Raw genomic sequence first — 12,868 nt, forward strand, 5'->3', positions numbered from 1 at the left:
CCGGCGATTGGGCTGTGGGCCGACGTCTCCCGCAGCCGGTTCGGCGTGTAACTCAAGACACGCCAGAATCAGCCGCCACGTGCAGTGGTCTTACCCGCAGACGCTTGAGTCGAAACCGCGTCGAACTTTACGGCGTGGGACCGTCGGCCACCGGCACCCCAGGATCATCGGCCGACGCGCTGGTTCCCGGTCCGCGCGCGAGGTCGGCGCGCAACTCTCTGATCTCAGAATGCAGGGCGTTGATCTGCTCGCGAGTGGCCACCATGTTGGCCTCGTCTTCTTCGTTCACCCGCTCGACGATCCAGGTCGCGATCGTCGCGGTGACCACACCGATGAGGCTGATCCCACCGATCATCAACCCGACCGCGATGAACCGACCGGTGAGTGTCGTCGGGGAATAGTCGCCGTATCCGATCGTGGTGATCGTCGTTATCGACCACCACAGCGCATCCCCGAACGTCTGGATCGTTGCATCGGCCTGCTCACGTTCGGTATCGAGGATGGCGAGCGAGGCGACAAAGATCAGCACGAGGACCGTCACCACTGTGAACATCAGAACGCGCCCACGAATGGCACGTCCGGTCACGCGATGAAGTACCGCCAACACCGCGAGCAGTCTCAGCAGCCGCAATGGGCGCAGTACCGGCAGCGCAACGATCAACAGCTCCGGCAGATGTCGGACAAACCACCGAGTCCGGTTGGTAGACAGCACCAACCGGATCAGGTAGTCGACCACGAAAGCGGCCCACGATGCCCAGATGGTGAGTTCGAGCAGCCGTTCGTTGACACCGACCGGTTCGTCGAGCACCTCGACGGCGTACGCCGTGATGAACACGACTCCGACAACGGCCAGCGGCCACTCGGTGAGTGAGATCCACCGCTCCTGGGTCATCGCCGGCCGCGTGTGCGAGACACGATCGGTGTCGGTGCTCATCGGTCTTCCCCTCGGTTGTCGATGCGTCAGTTAACCGCAGCTCAGGGCCTTTCTGCCGATGATCGGCGAAGTGAACGTCCGAGACAGCACTGTGCCGCGGACCCCTGGGGGATCCGCGGCACAGTGGAGCTTCGACTAGGTGGCGGCGACCGTCTTCTTGTCGTCGGTCTCGACCTTGTCCCACCGGTCGTCTCCGTCGTCGACCATGGACAACTCGTCGAACGGATCCTTGCCGGCGAGAACGCCGTTGACCTTGTCCATGTCGACTGTCTTGGTCCACGAACCGACCAGCATGGTGGCTACGGCATTACCCGAGAAGTTGGTGACCGCGCGAGCCTCGGACATGAACCGGTCGATACCGACGATCAGTCCGACGCCGTCCAGCAGTTCCGGACGGTGGCTCTGCAAACCGCCGGCCAGGGTGGCCAGCCCGGCACCGCTGACCCCGGCTGCGCCCTTGGACGCGACGATCATGAACACCAGCAGCGAGATCTGCTCACTCAGCGACAGCGGGTCGCCCATCGCCTCGGCGACGAACAGCGAGGCCATCGTCAGGTAGATCGCGGTGCCGTCGAGGTTGAACGAATATCCGGTGGGCACCACGACACCGACGGTGGTGCGCTCGACACCGAGGTGCTCCATCTTCGCGATCAGTCGTGGCAGGGCCGACTCGGACGACGAGGTGGCGAAGATCAGCAGGTACTCGCGGGCCAGGTAGCGGACCAGCTTGAAGATCGAGACACCCGACACGAAGCGCAGCAACAGGCCGAGGATCACGAAGACGAAGATCGCGCAGGTCACGTAGAAGCCGAGCATCAGCGTCAGCAGCTCGGTGATCGCGCTCCAACCGGTCTGCCCGACGACGTTGGCAATGGCACCGAAGGCACCGATCGGCGCCAGCCACAGGATCATGCCGAGGACCTTGAACACGACCTTCTGGATCAGCTCGATCGCTCGCAGGATGGGGTCGCCACTCTTGGTGGGCAGAGCCTGGATGGCGAAGCCGACGAGCAACGCGATGAACAGGGTCTGCAGCACGCTGCCCTCGGTCAATGCAGACAGCATCGAGGTGGGGATGATCCCTTGCAGGAAGTCGAGGGTGCCGCCGGCCTCATGGGCCTTGTCTGCCAGCTCTTCGCCGGTGCCCATCTTGGACGGGTCGATCGTGAGTCCACTGCCCGGGCTGAGCAGGTTGCCCACCACCAATCCGATGGCCAGGGCGACGGTCGACATCAGCAGGAAGTAGCCGAAGGCGAGTCCGCCCACCTTGCCCACCGTTGCGGCCGCTCGTACCGACCCGATACCGAGCACGATCGTGCAGAAGATCACGGGACTGATCATCATCTTGATCAGACTCACGAACATGGTGCCGAGGACGCCGAGGTCCTCGCCCACACCCGGGGCCACCAGCCCGACGATCACACCCGCGACGACCGCAACGATCACCGCTATGTAGAGCCAGTGCGTACGGTCTCTCTTCTTGGGAGCCGGCGGCTGCGCGGCTGTCGAACGATCTGCTGCTGTTGTCATGATCGACTTCCTTTGTGAAGGCGGAAGGAACGGGGTCTGAAAGAATGGTGTTCCCCAGAGTGAGCCAGGTCACGCTTTAGTTCATTTCGTTCAGACGGAGTTGTTCATGACGAAGTTCGTGCCCCGCTCGCTGGCCGGCCAGGCATTCGTGCTGCAGCTCGTGGTGGTCGCGGTGATCGTGATCGCAGGCAGCACGCTGGCCCTGCTCGACGCTCGTCGCGACGGCGACTCCGCCGCCCGCCAGCAGGTCATCGGAATCGCGAGTGCGTTGGCGCAGTCGCCGGCGACTGCTGCCGCCATCGAGGACGGCACCGCACCGCAGGTGCTGCAACCCGTCACCGAACGTGTCCGGGAAGACACCGACGTCGCCTTCATCACGATCATGGCGCCCGACCGCACCCGCTTCACCCACACCAACCCCGCTCTCATCGGGCAGGACTACCTCGGCACCATCGAACCGGCGTTGGAGGGCAGGGCGTTCACCGAGGTCTACACGGGAACCCTCGGACCATCCGTCCGCGCCGTCGCCCCGGTCCGATCGTCCTCCGGCGAGATCATCGGTCTGGTGTCTGCCGGCATCACCCAGCAGACCCTCGCCCAGCGCTGGCAGCATGAGCTCCCGCAGATCATCCTCATCGCCCTTGCCGCGCTGGGGGTCTCGTTGGTCGGCATCTGGGCGATCCGGCGCAGGTTGCTTCGGCAGACCCACGGCCTCGGACCGACGGAACTGCAGGTGATGTACGAGCATCACGACGCCATCCTGCACTCGGTGTCCGAAGGTCTGATCGTGCTCGATCGCCGTGGTGTCGCGCTGGCGAACGACGAAGCGCGCCGACTCCTGGCGCTACCGGAAGGCGACATCGACAAGGACGTGCTGCCACCGTTCTTGCGCTCGTACTCCCCCGGCGCGCGCGACGAAGTCCACGTGACCGGCGACCGCATTCTGGTGGTCAACCGGTCACACGTCCCGGGCGAGCGATCCCCCGACACCGAGGTCGTCACGATCCGCGACCGAACCGAGTTGCAGGGTGCTCTCGGTGAGCTCGATTCGATGAAGGTGTTCGCCGAATCGCTGCGCTCGCAGGCGCACGAATCCGCCAACCGCCTGCACACGATCGTCACTCTCGTCGAGATGGGCCGCGGCGACGAGGCCGTCAAGTTCGCGACCACCGAACTCGAGCTGTCCCAACGCCTCGTCGACCGTATGTCGGAGGCAGTTCGCGAGCCCGCCCTGGCCGCGCTGCTGCTCGGCAAGAGTGCCCAGGCCGATGAGCGCGGGATCAATCTGACCATCACCGACGACACCGAACTGTCCGCGGACGCGCAGGACGTGCCGTTGTCGGGACAAGAACTGATCACTGTGGTCGGCAACTTGATCGACAACGCACTCGACGCCTGCGACCGCGACGACCCGTGGGTCGAAGTGACTGTGCGACAAGACGAAGGCGACCTGCTGATCCAGGTCGCCGACAGCGGACACGGAATGGATCCCGATGAGTTCGCCCGGGCCATGCAGCGTGGGTACTCGACCAAATCCGGAGGCGAACAGGGCCGGCGAGGACTGGGACTGGCGCTGGTCGCGCAAGTGGTAAATCGCCATCACGGCACGCTCACCGCCGAGATGACCTACGGTTCGGTCGTGACTGTGAGAGTTGGTGAGGAGCACCGGTGATCAACGTCCTCATCGTCGAAGACGAGCCTCTGATCGCCGAGGCACACCGGACCTATCTCGGCAGAATCGCCGGTTTCACCGCCGTTGCGACGGTCAACACCGCGCAGGAAGCAATGCGCGTCGCGGCCGGCGCGGCAGCGAGCGATGCCCCCGTCGATCTCGTCCTTCTCGACATCGGGTTGCCCGACGCGAGCGGGATCGACCTCGCGTCCGCACTGTCGGGACTGCGGCCCGCGCCCGACATCATCGCCATCACCTCCGAACGGGACCTCGAAGTCGTCCGGGCCGCAGTGTCCAACGGCGCACTGGCCTATCTGCTCAAGCCATTCACGTTTGCGGCGTTCCGTGATCGGCTCGAGCGCTACCAGCGATACCGTGAAGCCCTGCCCGCCGGAACAGATGCCGCCAGCCAGGCCGAGGTCGACCGCGCGTTCGCCGAATTACGCACCGGGACAGATCGATCCGCCGCACCCAAAGGCGCCGCACCCGGGACCACCGACGAAATCGCGCGAGTTGTGCGCGATACCCTCGACGGCATCACCGCCGCCGACGCAGCCAAGATCGTCGGCGTGTCCAGGGTGACCGCCTGGCGCTATCTCGAACGCCTCGCCGACGACGGGACACTCCTGCGCCACACCGACTACGGCAATGCCGGGCGGCCAAAAATCCGTTATCAGTGGCGACGCTGACCGAAACGCCCTGAGATCGTCCGATTCAGTGGGGTCGGATGGCAATACGCCCTCGGTGGGTGCTCAGGTGGACGATCCCAGGGGGTTTCAGAACTGGTTGACGTCGTTTGATCAGCCCATTTCAATAACGCCGGTTATATTCAGGCGGTGTCGACTACGAACTCAGCCACCAACGATTCGCTACGCAGAAACCTCATCTGGATAGCAACCATCATCGCTGTCCTGCTGACTGCGATGGCCATCTACGACATCGCCAACGGCGAGCGCAATGTCAGCGTGTGGCTGTCCATCGTGTGCTGGCCGATCGTGGCCATCCTCAATGCCGTGCAGCTGTACCGGTTGAACCGGCGAGGCTGACGTCGGCACCGAATCTCCTGTGTACGCAGACAACCCGTGAGCGCTGAGAAGCCCGCCCCGCGGCCCTGGTGGGAGTGGCCTGCGCAGTGGTTCCGGGACGACTCGTTCTGGCGCGATGTCGCAGCGCGATCCTTGGCCACATTGGTGGCGGGCGGGTTGGCGTATCTGTTCGCTCTCGGATCCGGGTACATCAGCCGACCCGAGACGGTCGAAGTCATCCGCGGGGTGCTGATCGCACTGATCCCGTTGGTGATCGTCTACGTTGCGTATCTTGTGTTCCGCCACGTCCTCGTGAAGCTGCCGCCCCGGCCGCGGGTCGCCGCCGCAGTCACACTCGTTCCGGTGCTCGGGGTGATCGCATGGCTCCTCAGCGACGCCATCGTGTCACTAGTCGCGAGGCTGTAGGAAATACGGTGCGCGCAGAGGGATTTGAACCCCCGACCGCTGGTGTGTAAGACCAGAGCTCTACCGCTGAGCTATACGCGCGGGGCGACTGAACGAAGGCGAGTTCGCCAGCCGCGACGGCGAGAGAAAACGTTAGGACTCGCCGCCCGTCCGACCACCCGAAGGCGTCAGACACCTTCAAGAATCTAGCGCGGCCAGAGCTTTCTCCCAAAGCGACTGGTCACGGACCTGCCCGGCACCCATCATCTCCGAAAAGGTGATGATGCCGTTCTTGTCGATCACGAAGGTGCCGCGGTTGGCGTAGCCCTTGTCGTCGTTGAAGACGCCGTAGTTCTGTGCCACCTCGCCGTGTGGCCAGAAGTCCGAGAGGATCGGGAAGAGATAACCCTGCGCCGACGACCACACCTTGTGTGTCGGCGAACTGCCCACGGACACCGCCACGAACTCCGAGTTCTCGTTGGAGAAGTCGGGCAGGCGATCGCGCACCATGCTCAGTTCGCCCTCGCACGTCCCGGTGAACGCCATCGGGAAGAACACGAGCAGCACGTTCTTCTTGCCCCGAAAATCCGAGAGGGTGAGCGGTTGATTGTTCTGATCACGCAACGTGAAGTCGGGAGCTTCCGTACCCACCGGAAGCTCCCGTCCTACCAGAGTTGTCATGCTTTCTTGCCGGCACGCGTCTTCGGTTGCACCAACCGAGACCCCAGCCAGTCACCGAAGCTGACCGCACTGGTCTGGGTGAGCCCCGCGGTGGGAGCCGCCTCGGCGACCTCACTCGGGTCGACGTATCCGTCACTTCCGGTCTTCGGAGAAAGCACCCACACAAAGCCGTCGTCGGCGAGCGGGGTGATGGCGTCCATCAGAGCGTCCACGAGATCGCCATCGCCGTCGCGCCACCAGAGCACGACCATGTCGATGACCTCGTCGGTGTCCTCGTCCACCATCTCGGCGTCGATCACATCCTCGATGTCGGCACGCAGGTCGTCATCGGTGTCCTCGTCCCACCCCAGCTCCTGCACGATCATGCCCGCGCTCACACCTAGCTTTTGGACGCGATCACCATCTGAAGCGGCAACCAACGCGACGACCTCCTGTCAAAGAAATTATGCGAACACTGTTCGTGCCCGCTTTGATCACTCAAGCGAACAGGGTAAACCCCCAAGTTGCAAGCCGAATGCCGGATTTTTCAAGGTGCAAGTTTTCCGCACGCCTGAACTGCCTTGTTCCTCGCGTCGATCCACCGGTCTGCGGGATCGTTCAAACCGGACCGCAACTCCCCGCGTACGGCGGCGATGAGCTCGGTGTTCCTGGTCAGAAATGTACGGACCAACGCCTCGACGGGAGCTTCGACGCCGGGCACCAGTTTGGCTGAGATGGCCTGCTCACCGGCGGTGAGCTGGTCGATCACCACCTGCCCTCCCCCGTCGGTGGCCGAATACGACTGCACCTCATTGAGTTTGGTAACGAACTGGTTGTAGCTGTTGAGCATGGTCACCACGGTGGTCGTGAACTGTGAACAAAGGGCGAGGGTGATCGTCCGCGCCGCCTGGGCGGCCCGCGACGACTCTGCGATCCGCGATTGTTCGGCCGTGACAGATACATCGCTCTGATACGCGCTCACCTGACCGGCGTCCACCGTGCTCGAGCCGTCGATGGTCGTCGCACAGCCGGTGAACAACAGCCCGCACACGGCAGCCGCGCCCACCCACTTCCAGTTCACATGCCGATCTTGCACGAAATGTACGAAAACCCTCGCGCGAAACGCCCGTGAGTAGGGTTACTTTGCCGTGCCCATCCCCGTTTGGGAGGTTGCCGATGCCAACACACATCACTTACGGCACGATTGGGGCAACGCCGACACCACACCCCGGTTCCGGCGCAATTTCGGTTACGGCAGCCACCGCTGCCGAGTGACTCGAGGAGAAAGAGCAGCGCAGTGACTGACAGCACGCAAGCACCCAAGAATCAGCCGCGGGTCCGGGTGATCCGAGAAGGGGTGGCCTCCTACCTCCCCGACATCGACCCGGACGAGACGAACGAATGGCTCGAATCATTCGATGGTCTCCTCGAAGATGCCGGCCCTGGCCGGGCCCGCTACCTCATGCTGCGTCTGCTCGAACGTGCCGGCGAAAAACGCGTCTCGATACCTGCGCTGACCTCCACCGACTACGTCAACACGATCCCCACCGAGAGCGAACCCTGGTTCCCCGGTGACGAGGAAGTCGAACGCCGCTTCCGCGCGTTCATCCGCTGGAATGCCGCGATCATGGTGCACCGCGCGCAGCGTCCCGGCGTCGGCGTCGGCGGCCACATCTCCACCTATGCCTCGTCGGCCGCGCTGTACGAGGTCGGCTTCAACCACTTCTTCCGCGGCCAGGAGCATTCGGGCGGCGGCGATCAGATCTTCATCCAGGGTCACGCCTCCCCCGGCATCTACGCCCGCGCATTCCTCGAGGGCCGTATCGACGAGAAGCGGATGGACGGGTTCCGCCAAGAGCACTCCCACGCCGGGGAAGGCGGCGGATTGCCGTCGTACCCCCACCCTCGCCTGATGCCGGACTTCTGGCAGTTCCCCACCGTCTCGATGGGCCTGGGACCGATGAACGCGATCTACCAGGCGCGGTTCAACCACTACCTGAACGACCGCGGCATCAAAGACACCAGCGATCAGCACGTGTGGGCGTTCCTCGGCGACGGCGAGATGGACGAGCCGGAGTCACGCGGTCTGGCGCACGTCGCCGCAACCGAGGGCCTCGACAACCTCACGTTCGTCGTCAACTGCAACCTGCAACGCCTCGACGGACCGGTGCGCGGCAACGGCAAGATCATCCAGGAACTCGAGTCCTTCTTCCGCGGAGCCGGCTGGAACGTCATCAAGGTCGTCTGGGGTCGCGAGTGGGACTCCCTGCTGCACAAGGACCGCGACGGCGCCCTCGTGAATCTGATGAACAGCACCCCCGACGGCGACTTCCAGACCTACAAGGCCAACGACGGCGCCTACGTCCGCGACCACTTCTTCGGCCGTGACCCGCGGACCAAAGAACTCGTCAAGGATCTCAGCGACGCCGAGATCTGGAATCTCAAGCGCGGCGGTCACGACTACAAGAAGGTGCACGCCGCCTACGCCTCGGCGCTGGCGCACAAGGGCCAGCCGACCGTGATCCTGGCCCACACCATCAAGGGCTACACCCTCGGCAAGCACTTCGAAGGCCGTAACGCCACGCACCAGATGAAGAAGTTGACGCTCGACGACCTGAAGGATTTCCGCGACAGCACGCGCATCCCGATCAGCGACGCCGAGCTCGAGAAAGACCCCTACCTCCCGCCGTACTACCACCCCGGCAACGACGCGCCCGAGATCCAGTACATGCTCGACCGGCGCAAGACCCTCGGCGGTTTCCTGCCTGCTCGCCGCACCAAGAGCAAGGTGCTCAAGCCCGACACCGCGCCGGCGCTGAAACTGGCCGCGAAGGGATCGGGCAAGCAGCAGGTCGCCACGACCATGGCCGTCGTCCGCATCTTCAAGGAGCTGATGCGCGACAAGGAGATCGGCAAACGCCTGGTGCCGATCATCCCCGACGAGGCCCGCACGTTCGGCATGGACTCGTGGTTCCCGTCGCTCAAGATCTACAACCGCAACGGTCAGCTCTACACCTCCGTCGATGCCGAGCTCATGCTCGCGTACAAGGAGAGCTCGGTCGGCCAGATCCTGCACGAGGGCATCAACGAGGCGGGTTCGACGGCGTCGTTCACCGCAGTCGGCACGTCGTACGCGACGCACGACGAACCGATGATCCCGCTGTACATCTTCTATTCGATGTTCGGATTCCAGCGCACGGGCGATGGTCTGTGGGCGGCGGCCGATCAGATGGCCAGGGGATTCGTCCTCGGAGCCACTGCCGGTCGTACCACGCTCACCGGTGAAGGTCTGCAGCACGCCGACGGACATTCGCTGCTGCTGGCGGCATCGAACCCGGCCGTCGTGGCCTACGACCCGGCATTCGGTTACGAGCTCGGGCACATCATCGCCGATGGCCTGCGCCGAATGTACGGGGATGATCCCGAGAACATCTACTACTACATCACCATCTACAACGAGCCGATCAGTCAGCCGGCGCAGCCCGACAACCTCGACGTGGCCGGTGTCCTCAAGGGTCTCTATCGGTACGCCGACGCCCCGGAAGGGAAGCAGTATCCGGCGAACATCATGGCTTCGGGCATCACGATGGCGAGCGCACTCAAGGCGCAGGAACTGCTCGCCGAGGATTGGAACGTCGGAGCATCGATCTACTCGGTCACCTCGTGGAACGAGCTCTCCCGCGACGGAATCGAGTTCGAGAAGGCATCGCTGCGTGAACCGGGCGGCGATCACGCCCAGCCGTATCTGACCGAGACCCTCGCGGACGTCGAGGGACCGTTCGTGGCCGCTACCGACTACATGCGCGGGGTACCGGAACTGATCCGGCCGTGGGTGCCGGGCACCTATCTCACCCTGGGCACCGACGGGTTCGGATTCTCCGACACCCGTCCAGCGGCGCGCCGGTACTTCAATGTCGACGGCGAGTCCATAGCGGTTGGCGTCCTGTCGGCGCTGGCCCGCGATGGCCACATCGACATCAAGGTCGCGGCCGAGGCGGCAGAGAAATACCAGATCGACGACGTGCTTGCCGCACCCAAGCAGACAAGCGACCCGGGACCCGGCGCGTAGCGCTCACGACCTCGCCCGCCACCCACCCGTTTTCGCAGGATCCACCGGATAGCTCCGCCGGACCTGGAGAAAACGGGTGGGTGTCTGCGTCATCGAGCACCGACGATGTGCCTCCACCTGGTCGGCTCTGGCATAGATTGAAGCAATGACTGAGTCACGCGGGGCAGAGTCGTCCGCGGGCGACCTCTTCGGGCCACGTGGTGCGCACGTACCGGCACCGGCCAACGTTCATGACGCGCTACCGGATACGTTGCTACGCCGCGTCAAGCAGTACAGCGGTCGCCTCGCGACCGAGGCCGTGCATTCGATGGAGGAGCAACTCCCTTATTTCTCCGACCTCGAAGCCGGCCAGCGCGCCAGCGTCCAGCTGGTGGTGCAGACGGCCGTCGTCAGCTTCGTCGAGTGGTTGCAGGACCCCGAGGGCAACGTCAAGTTCACAGTCCAGGCGTTTCAGGTGGTCCCCCAGGACCTGGCTCGCCGGATCAGCCTGTTGCAGACGGTGGAGATGGTCCGCGTGGCCATGGAATTCTTCGAGAAGTGGCTCCCGCTGCTCGCCCGCAACGATGCCCAACTGCGCGCACTGACCGAAGCGGTGTTGCGCTACGGCCGCGAGATCGGATTCGCGGCCGCCTCGATCTACGCCTCGGCGGCAGAGTCACGCGGCGCGTGGGACTCACGACTCGAAGCCCTGGTCGTCGACGCGGTGGTCCGCGGTGACACCGGCCCCACCCTGTTGTCCCGTGCGGCCGCCCTGAACTGGGACGCCGAGGTGACAGCGACCGTGCTCGTCGGCATGCCGCCGCCCGAGCGCAATGTGTCGGTCCCGCTGGCCGTCCACAACACCGCCCGGCAGCACGATCGCGCGGCGCTCTCGGTGGTGCAGGGCAGCCTGCTCGTCGCCATCGTCAGCGGGCCGGTCTCCCTGGACGAGCCGTTCATCATCGATCTGCTCAACCTCTTCGCCGACGGACCCGTCGTCATCGGACCGACGACACCGAACCTCGGCATGGCGCACACGAGTGCGATCGACGCGATGGCCGGTGTCGAAGCGGTCGCCGGCTGGCCCAGCGCTCCCCGCCCCGTGCATTCCTGGGAACTACTCCCCGAACGTGCGCTGCTCGGCGATCAGGCAGCGATGGCGACACTCAATGACGTTTTGATCAAGCCTCTCGAAAAGGGCGGCGACACGCTGACCACCACACTCGACGCCTACCTCGATTCCGGGGGGTCGGTGGAGTCGTGCGCTCGCGAGCTCTTCGTTCACCCCAATACTGTTAGATATCGACTAAAGCGGATTTCGGACATCACGGGCCGCGACCCCATGAATCCGCGAGACGCCTACGTTCTGAGAATCGCAACGACGGTAGGAAGACTGACACGAGTTAGACACGACATGCGCACAGTTTTCACAACAGTCACTCGCGCAACAGGCTCCGAAGGCGACAGGTGACGGTTGTGCATCAATTCACAGTGGGGTAACGGATATCGGTGCGGTGACGATGCAGCCACACTGTCGTGCAATTTTGTGGGAACCCTACAAAGGCATTGCTTGAGGTTTAACGCGTCCAACACCCTCACCGACCCTCAATAGGGTGTTCTCTTGTCAGGTGCTCTCCTTGCTTGCGCCCGGACAGGGCTCCCAGACCGTCGGCATGCTCATCCCTTGGCTCGAGCTACCCGGCGCACGCGATCAGGTTGCGACCTGGTCGAAACTGACCAAGCTCGACATCGAACGGCTCGGTACGACGGCGACGGCGGAAGAGATCACCGACACCGCAGTCACCCAGCCCCTGGTTGTCGTGTTAGCTCTGCTGGCCTACGACGAGTTGGCCAAGCGCTCGCCGCTACCGGCAGACACGCTCGTCGCGGGTCATTCGGTGGGCGAACTCGCAGCAGCCGCGATCGCCGGTGTGTTGACTGCCGACGAGGCCGTCTCGCTCGCCGCAGTTCGCGGGGCCGAGATGGCAAAGGCGTGTGCGCTCGAGCCCACCACCATGGCCGCCGTCCTCGGTGGAGACGAGACAGAGGTTCTGGCCCGGCTGGCAGAACTCGACCTCGTCCCGGCCAACCGCAATGCCGCGGGGCAGATCGTTGCCGCCGGCTCCGTCGAGGCCATCGACGAGTTGATCGCCAACCCACCCGAGAAGGCCCGCATCCGCAAGCTCGCAGTGGCAGGCGCCTTCCACACCGCGTACATGGCGCCCGCGCAAGACGCCGTTGCCGAGGCCGCCTCCGGCATCACCCCTGCGCAGCCCGGCAAGACGCTGCTGTCGAACTCCGACGGCCGTCCGGTCACCTCCGGCCGCGACGCACTCGACAAGCTCGTAGCGCAGGTCACCAGCCCGGTGCGCTGGGATCTCTGTTCACAGACGATGCGCGAGAGCGCCACCACCGGCCTGATCGAACTACCGCCGGCCGGTACCCTCACCGGTATCGCCAAGCGCGAACTCAAGGGAACCCCCACCCGCGCGCTGAAGACCCCCGACGATCTCGAGGGCATCACCGAACTTGGATAGCGACGTCGACGCGCCTGCGTCGACGTCCCCGGAAAAGTGCGACGACCGCGTCACCAT

General features: G+C 64.3%; 12 protein-coding genes and 1 tRNA gene. 7 read left to right on the plus strand and 6 right to left on the minus strand.

Going from position 1 to position 12,868, the window contains the following annotated elements; all coding sequences use genetic code 11:
- Positions 1 to 127: 127 nt before the first annotated feature.
- Both BH683_RS05690 and BH683_RS05695 read right to left on the minus strand, forming a co-directional pair.
- A complete protein-coding gene (locus tag BH683_RS05690; protein WP_084835302.1) occupies positions 128 to 934 on the minus strand; it encodes a potassium channel family protein in 807 nt (268 codons plus the stop codon).
- 135 nt (positions 935 to 1,069) lie between these two features.
- On the minus strand, positions 1,070 to 2,464 hold the full coding sequence (locus tag BH683_RS05695) for a cation:dicarboxylase symporter family transporter (RefSeq protein ID WP_084835303.1): 1,395 nt from the start codon (positions 2,462 to 2,464) through the stop codon (positions 1,070 to 1,072).
- 106 nt (positions 2,465 to 2,570) lie between these two features.
- Between BH683_RS05695 and BH683_RS05700 the strand changes: the two genes are divergently transcribed.
- From BH683_RS05700 to BH683_RS05715, 4 genes are all read left to right on the plus strand, one after another.
- Positions 2,571 to 4,136: a sensor histidine kinase gene (locus BH683_RS05700; protein WP_084835304.1), complete on the plus strand. Its 1,566-nt coding sequence runs from the start codon at positions 2,571 to 2,573 to the stop codon at positions 4,134 to 4,136.
- Complete coding sequence (locus tag BH683_RS05705; RefSeq protein ID WP_084835305.1) at positions 4,133 to 4,825, plus strand: response regulator; 693 nt, start codon at positions 4,133 to 4,135, stop codon at positions 4,823 to 4,825. Before BH683_RS05700 ends, BH683_RS05705 begins: the two co-directional genes overlap by 4 nt.
- 147 nt (positions 4,826 to 4,972) lie before the next feature.
- Complete coding sequence (locus BH683_RS05710) at positions 4,973 to 5,182, plus strand: hypothetical protein (RefSeq protein ID WP_084835306.1); 210 nt, start codon at positions 4,973 to 4,975, stop codon at positions 5,180 to 5,182.
- Positions 5,183 to 5,218: 36 nt separating this feature from the next.
- Positions 5,219 to 5,587 carry a hypothetical protein gene (locus BH683_RS05715; RefSeq protein WP_084835307.1) on the plus strand — a complete coding sequence of 123 codons (369 nt, stop codon included), beginning with the start codon at positions 5,219 to 5,221 and terminating at the stop codon, positions 5,585 to 5,587.
- A 9-nt stretch (positions 5,588 to 5,596) separates the two neighbouring features.
- Here the strand turns inward: BH683_RS05715 and BH683_RS05720 are convergent.
- From BH683_RS05720 to BH683_RS05735, 4 genes are all read right to left on the minus strand, one after another.
- A tRNA-Val gene (locus tag BH683_RS05720) sits at positions 5,597 to 5,668 on the minus strand.
- 96 nt (positions 5,669 to 5,764) lie between these two features.
- Complete coding sequence (locus tag BH683_RS05725; RefSeq protein WP_084835308.1) at positions 5,765 to 6,247, minus strand: peroxiredoxin; 483 nt, start codon at positions 6,245 to 6,247, stop codon at positions 5,765 to 5,767.
- Positions 6,244 to 6,666, minus strand: a complete 423-nt coding sequence (locus BH683_RS05730; RefSeq protein ID WP_084835309.1) for a DUF3052 domain-containing protein — start codon at positions 6,664 to 6,666, stop codon at positions 6,244 to 6,246. The genes BH683_RS05725 and BH683_RS05730 overlap by 4 nt, the downstream gene beginning before the upstream one ends.
- Before the next feature lie 107 nt (positions 6,667 to 6,773).
- Positions 6,774 to 7,307 (minus strand): hypothetical protein, encoded by a 534-nt coding sequence (locus tag BH683_RS05735; protein ID WP_084835310.1) that lies wholly within the window; start codon positions 7,305 to 7,307, stop codon positions 6,774 to 6,776.
- A 216-nt stretch (positions 7,308 to 7,523) separates the two neighbouring features.
- On the opposite strand from BH683_RS05735, the gene aceE reads away from it, so the two are divergent.
- The 3 genes from aceE to BH683_RS05750 all read left to right on the plus strand — a co-directional run bounded on the left by aceE (position 7,524) and on the right by BH683_RS05750 (position 12,811).
- Positions 7,524 to 10,295 (plus strand): pyruvate dehydrogenase (acetyl-transferring), homodimeric type, encoded by a 2,772-nt coding sequence (gene aceE / locus BH683_RS05740; protein ID WP_084835311.1) that lies wholly within the window; start codon positions 7,524 to 7,526, stop codon positions 10,293 to 10,295.
- A gap of 145 nt (positions 10,296 to 10,440) precedes the next feature.
- Positions 10,441 to 11,745, plus strand: a complete 1,305-nt coding sequence (locus BH683_RS05745) for a helix-turn-helix domain-containing protein (protein WP_084835312.1) — start codon at positions 10,441 to 10,443, stop codon at positions 11,743 to 11,745.
- A 157-nt stretch (positions 11,746 to 11,902) separates the two neighbouring features.
- Positions 11,903 to 12,811: an ACP S-malonyltransferase gene (locus BH683_RS05750; RefSeq protein ID WP_084835313.1), complete on the plus strand. Its 909-nt coding sequence runs from the start codon at positions 11,903 to 11,905 to the stop codon at positions 12,809 to 12,811.
- Positions 12,812 to 12,868 lie beyond the last annotated feature (57 nt).

The organism is Williamsia sp. 1138 (genome assembly GCF_002095435.2).
Taxonomy (GTDB): Bacteria; Actinomycetota; Actinomycetes; order Mycobacteriales; family Mycobacteriaceae; genus Williamsia.